The organism is Hyphococcus flavus, from assembly GCF_028748065.1.
Taxonomy (GTDB): Bacteria; Pseudomonadota; Alphaproteobacteria; order Caulobacterales; family Parvularculaceae; genus Hyphococcus; species Hyphococcus flavus.
This window is the reverse complement of sequence record NZ_CP118166.1, coordinates 1,835,280-1,853,660: the sequence shown is the minus strand read 5'-3', so window position 1 is coordinate 1,853,660 and position 18,381 is coordinate 1,835,280. Positions and strand designations below refer to the sequence as shown.

General features: G+C 51.7%; 19 protein-coding genes. 5 read left to right on the top strand and 14 right to left on the bottom strand.

Annotation, left to right across the window (positions count from 1 at the left end):
- Positions 1–112: 112 nt before the first annotated feature.
- The 3 genes from PUV54_RS09035 to PUV54_RS09025 are packed head-to-tail and all read right to left on the bottom strand — an operon-like array spanning position 113 to position 3,002.
- A complete protein-coding gene (locus PUV54_RS09035; RefSeq protein WP_274491894.1) occupies positions 113–1,390 on the bottom strand; it encodes a serine hydrolase domain-containing protein in 1,278 nt (425 codons plus the stop codon).
- 44 nt (positions 1,391–1,434) lie between these two features.
- Positions 1,435–2,514: an MBL fold metallo-hydrolase gene (locus PUV54_RS09030; RefSeq protein WP_274491893.1), complete on the bottom strand. Its 1,080-nt coding sequence runs from the start codon at positions 2,512–2,514 to the stop codon at positions 1,435–1,437.
- Positions 2,514–3,002, bottom strand: a complete 489-nt coding sequence (locus PUV54_RS09025) for an anthrone oxygenase family protein (protein ID WP_274491892.1) — start codon at positions 3,000–3,002, stop codon at positions 2,514–2,516. The genes PUV54_RS09030 and PUV54_RS09025 overlap by 1 nt, the downstream gene beginning before the upstream one ends.
- Positions 3,003–3,108: 106 nt before the next feature.
- Here PUV54_RS09025 and PUV54_RS09020 point away from each other — a divergent pair, with 106 nt between their 5' ends.
- Positions 3,109–4,044: an AraC family transcriptional regulator gene (locus PUV54_RS09020; RefSeq protein WP_274491891.1), complete on the top strand. Its 936-nt coding sequence runs from the start codon at positions 3,109–3,111 to the stop codon at positions 4,042–4,044.
- Between the two features lie 131 nt (positions 4,045–4,175).
- On the opposite strand, the gene PUV54_RS09015 is transcribed toward PUV54_RS09020, so the two are convergent.
- On the bottom strand, positions 4,176–4,736 hold the full coding sequence (locus PUV54_RS09015) for a TetR/AcrR family transcriptional regulator (RefSeq protein ID WP_274491890.1): 561 nt from the start codon (positions 4,734–4,736) through the stop codon (positions 4,176–4,178).
- A gap of 281 nt (positions 4,737–5,017) precedes the next feature.
- Between PUV54_RS09015 and PUV54_RS09010 the strand changes: the two genes are divergently transcribed.
- The 4 genes from PUV54_RS09010 to PUV54_RS08995 all read left to right on the top strand — a co-directional run bounded on the left by PUV54_RS09010 (position 5,018) and on the right by PUV54_RS08995 (position 7,647).
- Positions 5,018–5,881: an isochorismatase family protein gene (locus PUV54_RS09010; protein WP_274491888.1), complete on the top strand. Its 864-nt coding sequence runs from the start codon at positions 5,018–5,020 to the stop codon at positions 5,879–5,881.
- A gap of 199 nt (positions 5,882–6,080) precedes the next feature.
- Positions 6,081–6,566, top strand: coding sequence for a YHS domain-containing (seleno)protein (locus PUV54_RS09005; RefSeq protein WP_274491887.1), 486 nt, complete (start codon positions 6,081–6,083; stop codon positions 6,564–6,566).
- 72 nt (positions 6,567–6,638) lie between these two features.
- On the top strand, positions 6,639–7,043 hold the full coding sequence (locus PUV54_RS09000; protein ID WP_274491886.1) for a nuclear transport factor 2 family protein: 405 nt from the start codon (positions 6,639–6,641) through the stop codon (positions 7,041–7,043).
- Between the two features lie 28 nt (positions 7,044–7,071).
- A complete protein-coding gene (locus PUV54_RS08995; RefSeq protein WP_274491885.1) occupies positions 7,072–7,647 on the top strand; it encodes a pyridoxamine 5'-phosphate oxidase family protein in 576 nt (191 codons plus the stop codon).
- A gap of 213 nt (positions 7,648–7,860) precedes the next feature.
- On the opposite strand, the gene PUV54_RS08990 is transcribed toward PUV54_RS08995, so the two are convergent.
- From PUV54_RS08990 to PUV54_RS08945, 10 genes are all read right to left on the bottom strand, one after another.
- The gene (locus PUV54_RS08990) at positions 7,861–9,078 is read right to left on the bottom strand and encodes an NAD(P)/FAD-dependent oxidoreductase (protein ID WP_274491884.1); all 1,218 of its coding nucleotides are present in this window, start codon (positions 9,076–9,078) and stop codon (positions 7,861–7,863) included.
- 392 nt (positions 9,079–9,470) lie between these two features.
- Complete coding sequence (locus PUV54_RS08985; protein WP_274491882.1) at positions 9,471–10,751, bottom strand: TRAP transporter large permease; 1,281 nt, start codon at positions 10,749–10,751, stop codon at positions 9,471–9,473.
- Positions 10,742–11,251 carry a TRAP transporter small permease gene (locus PUV54_RS08980; protein WP_274491881.1) on the bottom strand — a complete coding sequence of 170 codons (510 nt, stop codon included), beginning with the start codon at positions 11,249–11,251 and terminating at the stop codon, positions 10,742–10,744. Before PUV54_RS08980 ends, PUV54_RS08985 begins: the two co-directional genes overlap by 10 nt.
- Positions 11,251–12,231: a TRAP transporter substrate-binding protein gene (locus PUV54_RS08975; protein WP_274491880.1), complete on the bottom strand. Its 981-nt coding sequence runs from the start codon at positions 12,229–12,231 to the stop codon at positions 11,251–11,253. Before PUV54_RS08975 ends, PUV54_RS08980 begins: the two co-directional genes overlap by 1 nt.
- Positions 12,232–12,353: 122 nt before the next feature.
- Positions 12,354–13,946: a carboxylesterase/lipase family protein gene (locus tag PUV54_RS08970; protein ID WP_274491879.1), complete on the bottom strand. Its 1,593-nt coding sequence runs from the start codon at positions 13,944–13,946 to the stop codon at positions 12,354–12,356.
- Between the two features lie 33 nt (positions 13,947–13,979).
- A complete protein-coding gene (locus PUV54_RS08965) occupies positions 13,980–14,612 on the bottom strand; it encodes a bifunctional 4-hydroxy-2-oxoglutarate aldolase/2-dehydro-3-deoxy-phosphogluconate aldolase (protein WP_274491878.1) in 633 nt (210 codons plus the stop codon).
- Between the two features lie 20 nt (positions 14,613–14,632).
- Entirely contained in the window at positions 14,633–15,661 is a 1,029-nt protein-coding gene (locus PUV54_RS08960; RefSeq protein ID WP_274491877.1) for a sugar kinase, read from the bottom strand.
- A gap of 24 nt (positions 15,662–15,685) precedes the next feature.
- Positions 15,686–16,435, bottom strand: a complete 750-nt coding sequence (gene kduD, locus PUV54_RS08955; RefSeq protein WP_274491876.1) for a 2-dehydro-3-deoxy-D-gluconate 5-dehydrogenase KduD — start codon at positions 16,433–16,435, stop codon at positions 15,686–15,688.
- A 61-nt stretch (positions 16,436–16,496) separates the two neighbouring features.
- The gene (locus PUV54_RS08950; protein WP_274491875.1) at positions 16,497–17,138 is read right to left on the bottom strand and encodes an RpiB/LacA/LacB family sugar-phosphate isomerase; all 642 of its coding nucleotides are present in this window, start codon (positions 17,136–17,138) and stop codon (positions 16,497–16,499) included.
- Between the two features lie 102 nt (positions 17,139–17,240).
- Positions 17,241–18,329 (bottom strand): LacI family DNA-binding transcriptional regulator, encoded by a 1,089-nt coding sequence (locus PUV54_RS08945; protein ID WP_274491873.1) that lies wholly within the window; start codon positions 18,327–18,329, stop codon positions 17,241–17,243.
- Positions 18,330–18,381: the final 52 nt, after the last annotated feature.

The following is an 18,381-nucleotide window of genomic DNA, read 5'->3' as shown; positions in this document are numbered from 1 at the left end:
CGTTTCTCTGCTAAAATTTGAAATAGACCCGCAAGGCTTATTCCATTCCGCATCACGGTCGGCCGTGTCATGTATATGCGGACATCTAGTTTTCAGTAGAATAAACTAAACCTCAAGACTGAGGGCTAACTTGGGATCGGTTAAACAAGCGTCGAAAAAACATAAACGCCAAAATGAGAATAGCAGCACTCCCAATCAGCGCAGGTAAAAGCGCACTTTTCAAAACGCGATCCGTGGATAAAAAATCCGGGTTACCAGTCTGCCAGAGCACCCATTCGGCGCCGATGTCAGAAGCGAGTGAAGGATGCCCATTAACTAGCGCGACGTAAGCATCACCCGTTTCAGGATTAATACGCACGGAAACATTGATAGCGGGTTCATTGGCGCCGTCGTGTCCATAGATATAATCGCTGCCGGACCGTGTGGGTGCATAAAGCATGGTCCCTAGCCCCCATATGCCGCTGCCAAGGATACTTGCTTCTGGCGCACGCATGGATTGCAAGGCCTCTGCGCTGAGCCCGAGCGCTGGGTCAGCCGTCGCAACTGCATGCACAAGCCGCATTAAATCGGCGGCCGACGTGGAGAATCCGGTGGCGCCCGCGGCCGCATATTTATATTGAGGCGCCGGGTTGCCAGCCGGATCGAAGGAGCCAGTTGCTTCTTCGATGTCTCCAATAAAGTTGAAAGATGAGCGGTTCATCTCAAGCGGCTTAAGAAGCCTGCCTTCGATAAAACTCTGATAGTCTTGGCCGGACACCTCTTCAATCACTAATTGCAAAATAAGATAACCGCCTCCGGAATAGGCAAACTCTTTTCCAGGCTCTGAGCCAACCGTGATCTCCACATCCCGCCCGGAAGATGCACGTGGGTGGCTTAATGACTGCTCAAGCGTAGGCAGAGTTTCGCTAGCTTCGTAATCACCGAACCCCAAGCCATCAGTCAGGCCCGCCGTGTGACTAAGGAGCCGCCGGACTGTTACATCGTCTTCATTAAATGGGCCATCTGGCAGATTCCAGCGCGTCATATGAGACGACACAGCATCATCAAGATCGATCCGCCCCTCCTCGACCAGCGACATCACGCCTATCGCAGTGATCCATTTACTGAACGACGACGTTGGAAAGATTGTGTTCTCATCGACGGCACGCTCAGCCCTAGCGTAATATTCCCCTACCGTTTCGCCGGCCTCTATAAGAATGAACGCTGTATTGCCGAGATTGAATTCATCAATCATGCGTGTCGCTTCAGCGAAAAATGCAGCATGACCGTCTTCAGGCGCAACCGGTTTCATCCACCAGCCATAAAAACCCACAAATACTGTAAAAGCGGACCAAACAGCAATGGCGGTTAATGCGCCAAGCACAACAAAACTGAGTTTCAGTAATTTCATCTTATTTCTCCAGAACACATGTTTAGTGACTTTGGGCCGCAAAACTAGTGCATGATTTTGTATAAAATCACCGCCTCACAGTGGCTGTCCGCCCACACCTCCACCACGGACAATTTACCAGTCCATCGATCGATTATCTGTCTTGCGCAATCTCGTCTTACAGCTTCGATTGTCGCACGGTAAGCAAGGTTTGCGTTTTTGTGTCCAATGTCGGCAAACGTAGAATTGAAGCGGTCAAAAAAATCCGCCATGCCCGCGCCAACTGTTTGCCAGACGTCATTCGCATAGTCGCGTGCGATGATCACGTCTTCGCGCGTGCCTAATACTGATACGTGACCCGACAATATATGATCGAACTCATACTCAAGGATCATGTCAAAGAAGGCCATATAGGCGCCGACATCCGAAGTGGCGCCAAAATTCATAAAAGGAACTTCGCCCGGAGTAATGGTATCCACAGCCAAAACGAATTTCTGTTTCGGTAGATAAATAATCGTATCTACATCTTCGGCGTGAAAAGACGCCGGTGTAAGCTCTACTGTTTCGCCGCCAAGCGAGAAGCTATGAGGTGCATTATATGTTTCAGTAGCGGCTAGAATGCCGGGATGCTTTGCTATAGCGATGCTGTGCGCAACATCCCCATGAGCGACGACTTCCAGTGCATCAATATCTCCAAAAACGCTTGCACCGCCGATATGGTCGCTATGACCATGGCTATAGACTAAGTAGCGTATTGATTTGTCCGGTGCATGCTGACGAATGGCGTCGGGCAATTTGTGAGCAAAGCTCGGTGGCGCATCAAATACAATGACGCCGTCATCAGTGACAAGAAAGGCAGACTGATAGACGCCTTCCGTCACATAAAAGAGGCCCGGCTTTATCTCTGAAACATATAATCCCGTTTCAGCGTCCACCTGAGGCATGCGCGCTAACATTTCTGGCAATTCTGGCGCAAATGCTTCAAAGTAGTTGGGGGCGCCAGACGAAAAGCTGACGTCGTCGCCGGTATTGAATTGCAGCGGCGCTGCTTCGTCAGCATTAGATTTGGAATAGACTGCCTGCAGCACAACCGCCGACAAACCAACCCAGAATACTGCCGATGCAAAAAATTCGAATGTTTTCATTATAGTTTCCCTGAGATTGAAATGAAAAAGATTACGCTCGAAACAACGGATGCGATGGTTCGCACATGGTTCCAGCGCGTCCACTTGCGTAGATAAAAATCCCACACTTCTGCGCCAAAAGCTGAATGTGGGTCAGCGCTGTCGAGTTTGTTGTTGAGCGGTACGTTATAGAAGATGGTAATCAGGAACATGCCGCCGAAATAGATAGCGCCACCACCCGCAATTAAGAGCGCACTCTGCCTGGACATGTCCAACAATGCTGTTGCCGCAACACCAACGGCAGCGACAGTCGTTCCGAAGAAAAGCGGCATGAAAGCTGAGCGTAGGATGACGTTATTGATGGACTGCATAGCGAGAATGCCCGCAGATGTCTCGATCCGCGCCAATGAAGCCATAATAAAGGCCGAAAATGCGAAGTAGACGCCGGCCATGACGCCGCTGCCAACTGCGCAAAACCAGAGAGTTGCTGTGAGAGTTGCATCAAGCATTGGACAATCCGATTGGTTCTGTTTCTGATCAAAACCTATAATCTGGACTGTTATTCAGCCATGTTCAGTCTGTTCAGAATCATACGAGTTCGTCTAAATTCACCCTATGGACGCTATTGCCAACTTATTGGAAGGAACGCGCGCACGGGGAGCTTTTTCACTTCGCTGCGTCATGAGCCCGCCTTGGGGGTTGCGCATTGTGGCGCAGTCGCCCGTTACCCTTATTGCTGCGGTCAAGGGCGAATTATGGGTTATGCCCGACAAAGGAGACCCGCTGCACATCGCGCCAGGCGGTGTGGCAGTGACGCGCGCGCCAGACCATTACAATGTCGTGGGCGCTATCGATACAGAACCGGAAATTGTCATCCACCCTCAACAGCACTGCTGCGATCTTGAAGGAAATTCCGTACTCGAAGAGATGACACACGGCGTACGAACCTGGGGAAACGATCCTAAAGGAGAGTGTGTTTTTATTGTTGGTGCTTATGAGCATTTGAGCACGGTGAGCGATAGGCTTGAAAAAATACTTCCCCCAGCATTGGCTCTGAGTAAAGAAGACTGGGACTCTCCATTGCTGTCAATTCTTGTGACTGAAGTTGGAAAAGACGAACCTGGACAAGCAGCCGTTCTCGACCGGTTGTTAGATCTTTTGTTGACGGCCGTATTAAAAGCGTGGGCGGGAAAACAGGATTCGGAACGTCCCGTTTGGTGGCAGTCCCAAGGTGATCCGATCGTGGAGCGAGCGCTTCAACTCATTCATAAGGACCCCGCTTATGCCTGGACCTTAGATAAGCTTGCAGCGAAAACCAACGCATCGCGTGCGTCCCTCGCCAGACGCTTCAACGATATTGTCGGTGAACCGCCGATGACGTTCCTAAAAAACTGGCGTATGGCGCTTGCAGAAGACCTTCTCCGCCGACCGGAAGAAACTGTGGGAACAGTCTCCGAAAAAATCGGCTACAAAAGCCCTTTTGCTTTTAGCGCCGCGTTCAAAAGGATCAAAGGCGAGAGCCCTTATGAATATCGGGCCAGAGCGCGATAACCGGTGAAGTAAGTTTCTCTCCCCCCCCTCAAAACCCGATACATAATTCATTTTACCCAGATACACCCAGCTTACTGATGTAAGGCATTTTCACGGTAGTCTCGCAACAGAACACGAAACCCTTTTTGCAATTACCTCGACACGCTGATTACCTTTTCAGCAGCTCGGCGAGCGTCAATAGCCACTTTTTTTGCGTCATGAAGGTGTGCAAGTACGATCGCACCCTCTTTTATGATCAGTAGCTCGTTCGCAAGCTGTTCCGGTTCGTATGCACCGGCCTTTTTTGCGCGCTCCGTGAAATCGGCTGCCAATAATCGCTTATGCTCCGCAGACGTTGCATGTATCGGATGAGCACGGTCCTGGTATTCAGAAGATGCTTTTATAAACATGCAGCTTTTGAATTCCGGCTCATTAAACCACTCAGAAAGCGCGTCAAAAATAGCGATAAGTTGATCTTTTGGTTCGGGCGCGATCGCCTCAATACGGCGCATGAGCCAATTGCGAAATTGTTCGTCGCGTAGCCGCAGCGTAGCCAGGATGAGTTCTTCTTTCGTCCGAAAATGTTTGTAAATCGCCGTTTTTGAAACGCCGGTCTCTCTTGCAAGTCTGTCCATGCCGATGGCGTGGAACCCGCCCTGGTAGAACGCTTTAAGCGCTTTCTGGACTAACTCGTCACGTTTTGAGGCGCTCATTAGGGCCGTCTCCTCACAACTACAATAACAGAATCGTAAATACTTATGATCGGCTTTATTGCAAGAAGAATCCATATTCTTTTGCAATAACAATTATATAGCCGCGCCTTGAATATGTCGAGTGCGAAATTTCACAAAATTCTTCCATATAACATTGACAGATCGGTACACTTTTCATATTTAACATGCACCGATCGGTAAATGTATCCGGCCGGGCAATCCGGGCGGAGGTCAATCCGCCCCTCATACAGAAACAACATTGTTTGAAAGGGGTCAGCGAAATGGAAAAGTCGCTTCGTCAATTCTACAGTAGGGGAACAGACGCCTCGGCGCTCATTTTCAGCATCATTGCAAACTTGGCGCTTCTCTTGGTTGTCATCAGTCCGGCAATTTTACTGTTAACGCCAGTACACGCCGAAGAACCGGCTTCCCGCGCCGCCACAGCGAAGTCACCACCTAAAAATGACGGCCTTCCCGAACCAGGGTTTGAAATCACAAACGATGACACAGCGATTGTGATTACGGATCCGCAAAATGACTTTCTATCGCCAAATGGAGTGACATGGGGTGTCGTCGGACAAAGCATTACCGAAAACGGTACAGTCAAGAATCTGGAAGCATTGTTCAGCGTGGCGGATGAAACCAGCATGCCTATATTCGTATCTCCTCATTACTATTTCGCGCACGATCACCAATGGCGATTCGAGGGAACCCTGGAAACATTGATGCACAACATTGGTATGTTCGATCGACCCCATGCGCTGACACTTGAAGGGTTCGAAGGCTCAGGCGCCGACTGGCTTGAGCGGTATAAGCCTTACATCAATAACAGCAAGACTGTCGTTACGAGCCCACACAAAGTCTATGGCCCCGATAGCAACGACCTCGTGCTGCAACTGCGCAAGGCGGGCATCAATAAAGTCATTCTTGCCGGCATGTCGTCGAACCTGTGCACGGAATCACATATGCGCACGCTGATTGAAAACGGTTTTGAAGTCATGGTCGTCACGGACGCCACCGCAGGCGCCATCACTGAGCACTACAATGGATACGCCGCATCCTTAATCAACTTTCGCATGATCGCGAGCGCCGTTGATAACACCAGCAATACAGTGAAAGCGATTAAGGCTGCATTCCGCCGCTAACACTCGACGCCATCCATTAATCGGATGGCCTGAAGCGTCCGGCTTGCGTCTCCCTCTCCTAACTCCCCACGCCAGCCGGGCGCGCCAACTTCTCAGGCCTTAAGACATGAACAAAGCCTGAAGAGAGCTCCGCAAACCAGTCAACTTCGTTTGTGGAAAGACAAACCAACGCAACTCAACACTAAAAAAGGACTAGCCCATGACTAACACGCTGAAAAAAACCGCCGCCGCTATCGCATTTGCACTTGTCACGCCAATAGCGGCATTTGCTGAAGACGAATACAACGTCTCTACTGGTGTAACCGCGGCAGGCGTTCCCCTTGGTCTGCATGGCGTCGATCCGGTTACCTTATCGACATTAAACGCTGTTGCAGAAGGTGAAGCTGCTCACACGGTCGTCGAAGATGGCGTCGCTTATTATTTTGCCTCAGCAGAATCCGCACGCCTATTCAAGTCGACGCCTGAGAAATATACGCCACAGTATGGCGGGTTTTGCGCATATGCGGTTGCCAAAGGCAAAAAATTCGATGGTGATCCGCATTACGCCGACATCGTCGATGGTAAACTTTATCTCTTCGTGAACGCGGAAGTTTTCGAAATCTATAAAAAAGATTCCAAACGCATTCTTGCGAAAGCCGAAAAAACCTGGCCGTCAATCAAGCACACTGCTGTCGGCGATCTCTAGTAAGAGTTTGCGCCCGAACAATTGTGTTCGGGCGCACCAGCTGAACTTAATTTATAAAACGGAACCACCGTCATGAAACCGCCCCTTCCGCCTTTCACAGAACAAACCGCACGCGAGAAAGTGCAGGCCGCCGAAGACGCCTGGAATACCTGTAACCCCCAAAAAGTCGCCCTAGCCTATACAGAAGACTCTGAATGGCGAAACCGGAACGAGTTTTTAAGCGGACGCGAATCTATAAAAGCGTTTCTAGAACGGAAATGGGCGAAGGAGCAAAACTATCGCCTAAAAAAGGAGCTCTGGGCGTTCACAGAAAACCGGATTGCTGTTCGTTTCGAATATGAGTGGCATGATGACAATGACCAATGGTTTCGCAGCTATGGAAACGAGATGTGGGAGTTTGCGGCCAATGGCCTGATGCAAAAGCGCTACGCCAGCATCAACGATTTGCCAATTCGTAAAACTGACCGTCGCCTGTAGACAATCTGGTTTTCAAAGGAGATAGCTTTTGCCTCGCGCTTTTGCAGAAATAGCATTCACACCGTCAGTGATTGATGTTCAAAGACAACAGGGTTCAGCGGAAAGCTATGCGAAACTCCTATCGCCCGAGGCGGCTGGCGGCGAAAAACTTACAAAACAAGAGATCGCATTCATCGCTGAGCGGGACGGTTTTTATCAGGCAACGGTGTCAGAATCCGGTTGGCCCTATGTGCAGTTTCGCGGAGGCCCGCGCTGGTTTTTAAACATTTTAGATGAGAGGACTATCGCTTATGCGGATTACCGCGGTAACCGGCAATATTTAAGTTTAGGCAACTTGTCTAAAAACAGAAAAATTTCTCTTATATTAATGGATTACCCTAGGCAAAGACGGCTAAAAATATGGGGCCGTACAACCATTCATGGCAACACCGATAACCCAAAACTCATCGCACAGTTGCATGACAAGAATTATCCTGCACGTCCGGAACGTGTGGTCGTAATTTCAGTCGAGGCATATGACTGGAACTGTCCGCAACACATTCCCCAACGATACACTCTTGAAGAGCTCCAACACGTGCAAAGTATCGAAGCTGATCGCGGATGAAGCAGGTGGATTTGCAACCATCCGTATAGAATGCGCCATAACACGCAGCTTCTCATTCTAAAAAGAAAGTACTATTCAAAGCGTAGCTAAATCCGGGTTCCTTCGGAATATATCGTTCTACAACGAAGCTTCCATAAGTGTGGAAATATCTACGCCAATTTTCATGGCCCAAAAAATAATCTTAACAGCACTACCAAATAAACTGATGTGCTCCTAATCAAGCAGCGATTTAAGGTTGGTTTTTATATCTGCTAACGCTGCTAGATCTAACGCCGCGCCTTTTTCAATCAGTCGCTTTCCCATGGCGAAGGAAGCAGGGTCGTTGATCGCGTCGACTGCAAGCGGCTTGCCGTCTTTAAAATACCAGACGGCGAAACGTTTTGCTGCCGGGTCACCGCGAACGACAAGTTCGTCATGCCCCTCTATGAGCCCGACCGTTTGCAGCTTGACGCCGTATTGATCAGACCAGAACCAGGGTAAAGCATTATAAACGACAGACTGGCCAGCCATATTGGCGCCGGCCGCCTTCGCCTGTTCGATTGCGTTTGGCACGGATTCCAGCCGCAGCCGGCGACCGTAGCGGGGCGACGGAAAATTCGCACAATCGCCCGCCGCCCAGATATTTTCATCACTGGTGCGAGCGTATTCGTCGACGATAACTCCGTTACCAACTTCGAGGCCCGCCTCGGCGGCAAGCGTTGTTTCCGGAAGCGCCCCAATACCGACAAGAACAGCTTTGCAGTCGATGACTTCGCCCGTCGTCAGCTTTGCGCCAGTCACTTTACTGTGCTCACCGAGAAACTCATCGAGCGCCGCACCTAACCTCAAGTCAATTCCAGCATCGCAGTGCAATTGCTGATAGAATTCAGACACTGGCTGGCTAGAAACACGCGCCAGCACGCGGTCAGCCATTTCAAGAACCGTAACATCCCGACCCGCCTGGCGCGCGACAGCCGCCACCTCAAGACCTATATACCCTGCCCCGACGATAACTACGCGGCCGTCACAGTGCAAAATGGAGCGCAGCGCATCACTATCCTTGAGGGTGCGCAAATAAAATATGTTCTGAAGGTCTGCACCCGGAGATTTCAATCGACGCGCCGGCGCCCCGGTTGCAATCAATAATTTATCGTAGTGTGTTTCGTCGTCGTCTTCGGTTATTACCTTTTGCGCACCACGATCTATCAACCTTACTTTTTCACCAAGATGAAGAGTGATATTTTGTCGCTCATAAAACGCGCCCGGGCGTAACTGCAATCGATCTCGTTCAAGCTCGCCTTTGAGATATGCCTTGGAAAGCGGTGGGCGTTGATATGGGGCGGCCGGCTCATCACCAAACATAGCTATATGGCCGTCAAATCCTGCCTGACGTAATGAAATGGCGCTCTGCGCACCCGCCTGGCCGGCGCCAATAACAACCGCTCTATGCAATCTTCAAATCTCCCGATTTCTAACACACCTTTTCCAACACGTTCATGGATGCTTCAAGGTTAGCCGTAAAATCTTCGGTATATATCGCCGCAAGCTTCTTTCTAAAACAAAAAGGACTTCACAACTAAATTTGTTAGAAGAAATGCGCCGTTTACACAAACCATAGCTGTCTTCAGCTAACCGCTGCTGATAATACTCCATGAAAGATCAGTCTGCTTAGAGCCTGAATACAACGAAGGCCAGATCGGTCGGGCGGAAGCCGCTTCAATCTGGCGTCCTCCTTTTCAAGGCTTTTCAATGTTTGGCTTGCTCCACGTTCAACCCGACATGTTCTTTGCGCCAGTGATAATACGTGATTTTATTCACGCCAAAACAGACAGATCAATGGTGGTTTAGTTAAAAAGACTTGGAAGCCATAAAGACAATCCTGGCACGTAAGTGATGACGAGAAGCGCCACGACAAGCGCGCTATAAAACGGCCAGATCGTTTTCACAGTTTGCTCCACCGGAATTTTTCCAACCGCCGAACCCACAAAAAGCACTGAGCCAACTGGCGGCGTTACCAATCCAATGCCAAGGTTAAGCATCATAACAATACCGAAATGCACAGGGTCCATGCCGATTTTTTGGACAACGGGCAGAAGGATAGGCGTCGTAATGACGATTAACGGTGACATGTCCATGAATGTACCGAGCAGCAGCAGCATGATGTTGATAATCAACAAAATAAGGATTGGATTGTCGGTCAGCGTCGTGATCAGGTTTGCAAGCTGCGTAGGCGTTTCTAAAATTGCTAATGCATAACCGAACGCCGTCGCCGACCCGATGATTAACAGCACCATTGCTGTGATTTTCACGGATTGAATGGCAGCCTCGACAAACTTGGACCAACCAAGCGACCGATATACAAACGCGCCTACTAGGATAGTATAGATAACGGCAATCGCCGAGGACTCGGTTGCGGTAAATACGCCGCTCAAAATCCCGCCCATGATAATGACTGCCGCCATCAGCCCTGGTACCGCCAGCGCAAAAGCGCGAACGAAAGCCGCCCATCCCGGGAAAGAGCCTTTCGGAAACCCGCGTTTAACAGCGACAATCCAGGCGACAAACATCAGCAGTGCAGCTGTAAGAACGCCGGGTATGATGCCAGCGAGAAACAAATCGCCGATTGAAACACCTGTACCTGTCGCCGCTGCGTAAATAATCATGTTGTGTGAGGGCGGTATGAGAAGGCCGACAATCGCGGCTGTTACAGTTACATTGACAGCATAGTCGCCGCTATATCCTTTTTCTTTCATCAGCGGCATCATGGTTGAACCCATCGCTGATGCACTGGCGATAGCAGACCCCGAAACAGCGCCGAACAAAGTCGATGCGCCAACGGTAACCTGCCCCAGCCCTCCACGAGCTCGCCCGAACATGGCCTCCGCAACCCGCACCAGCCTTTCGGCAATACCGGAGCGGTACATGAGATCACCTGCAAAGATGAAAAACGGAATCGCCATTAAAGTGAAAACGCTCATGCCTGCAGCAACGCGCTGGAACACAACGACGAGCGGAATATCCATTACAATGAACGCCGCCATCGATGCACCGAGCAAGGCGAACGCCACAGGCGTTCCAATGGCGAGTAGAACCAGTAGGGTCAGTACGAGGACAGTCAGCTCCATCGCGGGTCCTCCTCGTCCTTAAGATCGACTCCTTTTAGTTCTTCCAGAACACGCTCGACTGAAAAAAGAAAAATGAGCGCGCCTGAAATGGGAAGTCCCAGATAGGCAAGCCCGCGCGGCAGACCAAGCGATGGAATGACGTGTGACCATGTTCGCGCCACCAGCTCCCCGCCCCATATCAACATGGCGACGCCGCACGCCGCCACAACCAAATCGGCAGCAACGCGCATCATCTTGCGTATTCCTGCTTGAACTGCATTTTCAACAGCAACGATGCGAATATGAAAGCCTTCTCTTACGCCAGCAGCAGCGGCAAACGAGACGTACCAGATCATCAAGGTCAAGGAGGCTTGCTCTGACCAGGAAGGGCTTGAATTCAATACATATCGGCCAAACACCTGCCAGCCGACGATCACAGTCATTATCGCCAAGCCTGCAGCCGCCGCCTTTAACAAGAGATCAGCAGCTACATGGGTGACTTTCGAGAGTTGGTTCATCATCAAGCTGCTAACTCCTCAATTTCTCGTACAAGCCGTTTTTGATCGTCGGTTACGACAAACTGCTCCCAAACTGGCCGCATGAGTTCAACGAATGGGGCAAGATCGGAAACTTCATTCACCTTAACGCCTGCCGCGATGAGACGGTCTCGTGCTTCAGCAACGCGCTGATCCCAAAGCCTACGCATGAACGGAACTGAATCCTTTGCAGACTGCCTCACCACTTGCTGCTGCTCTAGGGAAAGCTTGCTCCAGCGCGTTTTAGACATGAGTAAAATTTCCGGGGTCATGACATGGCGCGTTAGCGAGTAGTATGGCGCTGCTTCAAAATGTCGGCCTGACTCATAGGAGGGCCAATTGTTTTCAGCGCCGTCAATCACGCCCTGCACAAGCGACTGGTAAACTTCGCTTAAAGACATTGGCGTTGCGTCGGCTCCAAGCGCACGAATCATCGCAACATTCAGATCGGAATTCGGTACCCTGATCTTCATGCCGTTCATGTCGTCAGGCGTTAAAATTTCCCGGCCTACATTGTAAAAACTGCGCTCGCCCGAGTCGTAAAAGCAAAGGCCGACAAGGCCGTGAGGCTCTAGCGAGCGGAGAATCGCTTCTCCCGGCGCGCCGTCCAGTGAAGCGCGCATATGTTCAGTTGACTGAAACAGAAACGGTAACGACGGAATTGTCGTTAACGGCTCGATTGCGTTTAGCGGCGCAAGAAACACGCGGTTCATATCGAGACCGCCAAAAGTTGTTATCTCCAGGGTATCTCTTTCCGAGCCTAACTGCCCGCCGGCGAATATTTTTATGTCCAGTTCGCCATTCGTGCGCTCACGAAGAAGTCGACCCATTTCCTTAACAGCCTGCACTGTCGGGTACTCTTCCGGGTGCGTGTCGCTGGAATAAAGCGGTCGACTATGTTGGCGCTCGCAGGCAGCGAACAAAGATGCGCCCCCCAACATCGCCAATCGCCTGCTGATTTTCATGAGAACATGTCTCCAGCTCTTGAATGCGGCTTTTTGTAGTGGCCGCTTTTGCTTTTCCTCAAGGCGTCATTGATGCTCTGTTATATTTACAGACGCCAAACTTAATAGTCAGCTTTAACGTGTTATGTTCCCCACTGTATAAAAGGAACTTTCGCAAAAAGCTCGCGTTCTTCCTTACGCGGATCACTGACAAGCTGCGTTTCCTCGTCGAACACCATAGTCTCTCGGGCAGGCAAATTATGCTTACCCCATTGTGGTATGCTATCATGATTAGGATCGCCATTGCGTGCGAGATTGATAAACGCTTTGCTTAACTGATCAGCCACGCGGCGCGCACTGCGCCCCGTTCCGGTCATGGAGCCTTCCTTTTCCATGTTGTCAAACGCTAGCGGAATATCGAATGTGTGTGGGGCGCCCCATTTACCGCCGTCTAAAGGCGATGGTAAATTCATTTGATAAACCCAAGTAGGGGCGACCTGCCGCGCGCGCGCATCAGACTCCTCAACCTGCCCTCGCCATGACCGGCCCGCTGTTGTCGCTGCGAAGAAAACATCGGATGGAGAGTAATCAGGATAAACTCGGCGGTAGGTTTCCAGAACTTCTATTGGAGATATGTCAACACGCATATGCCGGGCAAGACGTGCGGGGACCTCATCCCAGGTCAGATCAAACGTATCCGGCTCACGATTACCAATGAGGTTGCGCGTTTCATCTTTTGTATTGCCTAGGATCATCGGAATTGAAGCCGATTGCGCTGGCGCTTCAGGCCAGAACGGATGTTGCGTTAAAAACCTCTCGTCCAGCACAGGCCCAAAATAAAGCCCGCGTTCGGAATTAATTGGATCAACAGCTGACAGCGCCTCAATCATTTTTTCTGCGGGCGCAGTTTTCAATGATTCTACGTCATCATATTCAATCGACGCCGCATCCAGGAAAGCACGCGCACGTTCTGTCGCGTTTAGCGGACCTGATGCCGTCACTTGCTGACCGCTCATCGTTGCCGCTGAATGAAACAGACCCCTCGCTGCCGGAGCCGCCATCATAGTCGCGATTTTTGCGCCGCCGCCGGATTGCCCGAAAACCATCACACGGGAAGGATCGCCGCCGAATGCTGCAGCGTTGTCTCGCACCCACCCAAGGGCAAGCACCAGATCCCAAATGCCTGCGTTGCCAGAATCCGGAAAAGCCCCGCCAGTCAGCATCGGCAAGTACAAATAGCCGAAGGCGTTGAGACGGTGATTGACTGTAATGACGACAACGTCACCCTTGTTGACAAGATTTACGCCGTCATAAAGCGAATGCGATCCCGAGCCAGAATTGTAGGCGCCGCCGTGAAAGTAAACTATCACCGGGCGGGCGCCGCCATCTGCCAACGCAGGCGTCCAGACGTTTAAAAACAAACAGTCCTCACCCATCGCTTCACGATCGCCACGTTGCGGAGAGGCCGCGCCATAGTCGAATGAATCAACTGGGTCTTGCCATGGTATAGGCGCGACAGGTTTTTGAAAGCGTCGTTCAGATGTATCTGCACCGTAACGAACGCCTTTAAAAGTTTTGACGTTGTCTCGAATATAGCCTCTGACCGGCCCATGGCTGGTCAATGCAACTGGGTGTTCTTCTGTCTTTGCCGCGACTGCGCTGGAGGGAAAAAGCGTACTGGCCGCAAGGCCGGTTGCCAGAACGTCCCGGCGGTTGATGTTGCTATACTGGCGCATTGCCACGCCCTCCCTCGCGCCTTAAGGCGTCATTTATTTCCGCACTTCAGCGGCAAGCTTCACCGCCTCACTCGCAAGCTCTGTCACCGCACCAAAGTTACCGGCTTCAATTTCTTTCGCTGGCGTTAGCCAGCTTCCGCCGCAGGCGATCACTGAAGGGATCGCCAAAAAGTCTTTTAAATTATCCGTAGATACGCCGCCCGTCGGCATGAATTTCATTCCGCGGAATACGGATGACAGTGCCTTCAACATCGGCGCGCCGCCGGAAAGCCCCGCCGGAAAAAACTTGACTGTCCGCAATCCCAAATTCCAGGCGCGCTGAACCTCACTTGGGGTGACGACGCCAGGAAAAACCTCCAACTTATGCGCTTGGCAAAACTTCACGACATCATCATTCAAGCCTGGTGAAACAATAAACTTTGCGCCATGCTTCACAGCCTCTTTTGCCTGAGATTCAGAAAGCACTGTGCCAGCGCCAACGATGGCGCCTGATGCTTCCTTTGCGATCGCTTCGAGACAGCTAAGCGCCGCGTCGGTTCGCAACACGACTTCGATTATGTCGAGCCCGCCCGCCTGAAGCGCCGCAACCGTTTTCAGCGCAACTTCCGGGTCGTCGGCCTGCACCAGCGGAACCACCGGCGTATTGTTCAATTTCTCAGCGAGCATAAAAAGAAGCTTTCAATACGTTACCGCTGCACCCTTCCCGATCCGTCGCCGGACATAAGCTTTTCGACCTCGGAGACGCTAACGCGGTTGAAGTCGCCGAGAATGGAATGTTTGAGGCAGCTCGCGGCGACAGCGAATTCCAGCGACTGCTGGCGATCAGTGTAGGCGTTAAGGCCGTAGATCAGCGCCGAAGCGAAACTGTCGCCGCCGCCCACGCGATCGACGATATCGGTCATGTCGTAGCGACGGCTTAGTTTGAATCCGTCCTTGTCGCGCAAACACGCCGACCAGCCATTGTGATCGGCGCTCTTGCTCTCGCGCAGCGTGATCGCGATGGCGCTCATATTCGGATAAAGCTCCAGCACTTTTGCCGATAGCGCTTCATATTTCGCCGTATCGAGCTCGCCGCTTTCAACTTCCACATCGACTGTAACGCCCAGAGACTTCTGACAGTCTTCTTCGTTGGCGATGCCCACATCCACATACTTCACCAGCTCGGTCATCACTTCCGGCGCGGACTTGCCGTATTTCCAGAGTTTGCCGCGATAATTGAAATCGCATGACACCGTGACGCCGGCGTTTTTCGCTTCGCGCACGCATTCAAGGCTCAGGTCTGCGGAGTTTTGCGTCAGCGCCGGCGTAATGCCGGTGATGTGCAGCCACTTCGCGCCATCGAATATCTTTGCCCAGTCGAAATCGCCTGGCTTGCATTCAGCAATCGATGAATTCGCGCGATCGTAAACGACTTTCGACGGACGCTGATTGGCGCCGGTTTCTAGATAGTAGATACCGACCCTGTCGCCTGAACGCCGGATATGACGCGTGTCTACACCGAAACTTCGTAGTTCGCGCACTGCGCTTTCGCCGATATCGTTATCGGGCAACGCCGAAACAAAAGCAGCATCAAGACCGTAATTACACAGCGCCACGGCGACATTCGCTTCTCCGCCGCCAAAGGTCGCCTCAAATGACGGCGACTGAAAGAACCGCTCATGACCTAGCGTCTTCAAACGCAGCATGATTTCGCCGAAAGTGAGAAAGTCAGGCATGACGTGCCTCTTTGTTAACGCGTTCTATCTCGCGAGCCAGCCGCCATCGACTGCCAAGGTCGTGCCATGCACATAGTCCGATGCTGATGACGCCAGAAACACAACGGCACCGGCAAGGTCATCAGGGTTGCCCCAGCGGCCCGCCGGTATTCGCCCGAGAATTTCCGCGTTGCGTTTTTCATCGGCCCGCAATGCAGCCGTATTATTCGTTGCGATATACCCGGGTGCGATCGCGTTTACATTGATGTTTTTCAAAGCCCATTCATTGGCGAGCAGCTTTGTAAGCCCTGCAACGCCGCTCTTGCTGGCCGTATAGGACGCAACACGAATACCACCCTGAAACGACAGCATCGACGCGATATTGATGATCTTTCCCTTGCATCCCGCGGCGACCATTTTTCGGGCGACAGCCTGTGAAAGGAAAAACAGGGTTTTCAGATTAACGTCCATCACCGAGTCCCAGTCTTCCTCGGTGAAATCGAGCGCATCGTTGCGTTTGATCGTGCCGGCATTGTTGACGAGAATATCCACCGGCCCAAGCGCTGCTTCCGCTGCGGTTACGACAGCCTCAACGCCGTCCGTGGAAGACAGATCCGCTTCGATAAACGCAAATCTCCGGCCCAGTTTTTCAACTTCAGCTTTTGTTTCCTCTGGCGCTGTTCGCCCGACAGCGGCGATATCGGCGCCTGCCGCTGCAAGACCGATGGCGAGCCCTTGCCCGATGCCGGTATTGGCGCCAGTTACCAGCGCAACCTTGTCTTTCAAGCTAAACATTTGAAGCCAATTAATCCCTAACAGTTTTGGATCTTCGTCCAATTATTTAAGTGTGCTGCGCTCAGGAGCGTAATACGCTTCTGAGGTAATCAGCGATTGCTTCATCTTGCGCGTTTGAGAAGAAATACTCCTCGAAACGCTCTCCCGCGATGGCTGCCTTCAACAGATCCTGGTCGACCTCTTTCAGTACATCGAGCATGTCATTACATGACGCGGCTTTGAGATCTTTCAGTATGCCGCGGTTCTTCGCCATGACAGCTGCGCGCTCTTTCGGATATCCAACGCCGCGCTCAACCTCGAACAGCTTGCGGTAGCAATCCTGAAGGTTCAGCTCCGCAGCCCATCCGAAGCCCTTTGCGTATGGCATAGCCAGAGCGTTTCCGTCGTTGATCTGACCGAAAAGAAAGGCGTCCGTTTGATCCACAACGAGGCCGCAAAAAACGCCGGGCATGGCGTTACAGGCCAGCATAGAACCCATACCGGTGCCACACCCCGTGACAATGAAGTCCGCCGCCTTTGAATTGATAAGTATGCCGGCAAGAAGTCCGTTCATCGGATATGTCAGCGAGGCCTTATCTTCCGGCGTGTACATGCCGTAGTGAAAAACCTGGTGGCCGAGCGGCTCAACCACCGAGGTCAGCGCGTCATGAACTATATCGCTCTTGGCGGCCTGGCTGTTTTCAATAATCAGTGCGATTTTCATTGAACCTACCTGTTTTTCGACGGCTGCGGACAAACCCACCCAACTGCATTTAGGTAACCGGTGTCATAACATCGAAACCTAATATATTCAAGCGGCTAGTTGCTAGCTTTTTGCAGGAGATGCGGCGGATTCCCGGACCACGATCTCCGGCGTGAACGACACAAGCTCAGACCCTGCCTTTTCAACAGGTTCCTTTAACAACAACGAGGCCGCAGCTTGACCCATCTCCCGGATAGGCAGGCGCACAGTAGTCATGGGCGGCCAGACCCGCGCCGCCATGGGCGTATCGTCAAACCCGACAACAGAGATATCGTCTGGCACGCGCAACCCAGCCTTGCGCACAGCCTGATAAGCACCGACCGCCATCTCGTCATTACCTGTGAAGATCGCCGTTGGACGAGCATCTGAGTAAATCAGTTTTTCCGCACACTGCACGCCTGAATCAAAAGTATACGCGCCCTCAACTGTCCATTTTTTCCGCAGTGAAAGACCATGCTCTTTCAGTCCAGCCTTAAACCCTGCCATCCGCTCGTGTGCAGAACGGAAAGTTTTAGGGCCATGAATGTGGGCTATTTTTTCATGCCCCAGCGAAGCCAAATGTCGCGCGGCCTGCGCCGCCCCCTCCGCATCATGGGTACGAACCATACGTGAGGGCGCGTCAAGCTCAACCGAAGCAATGCGAACATATTCGCAACCTAATTCCTCGAACATCTCGGCAAGCGTATCATCTTCGGAGACTGACGGAGGCAAAATAACACCCAAGGGTTTTTGCTGACTGACAAATGTGTGAATTTTTTGCTTGAATGTAGCTTCGCTGCGCTCGCAAGGGTGCAAAACGAGCTGGAAACTCGTATCGGCGAGAACATCCAGTATGCCGCGCTGCATGTTCACAACATATTGCGGACTTGGATTGTCGTAGATCATACCCACGAGAAATGATCGCCTAAACGCCAGCGCCCTAGCCTGCGGATCAGGGGCATATCCGTGCTCCGCTATGATCGCTTTGACTTTTTCCCGTGTCTCCTGACGCACAAGCGGCGATTCATTGATCACCCGCGAGACGGTTTTCTTTGAAACATTTGCAAGGCGCGCAATGTCGTTAATCGTTATCTTCGCGCGACCGCCCAAAGCACGTGTATTCGCCGGCAAAGTTTCCGCTGTGTTGGTAGTTTTTTTGCCGCCGCGCGCCACGATGAGTCCATTATTGATTCGTTGACAGAAACTTTCGCTTGCTCTTCGGCAA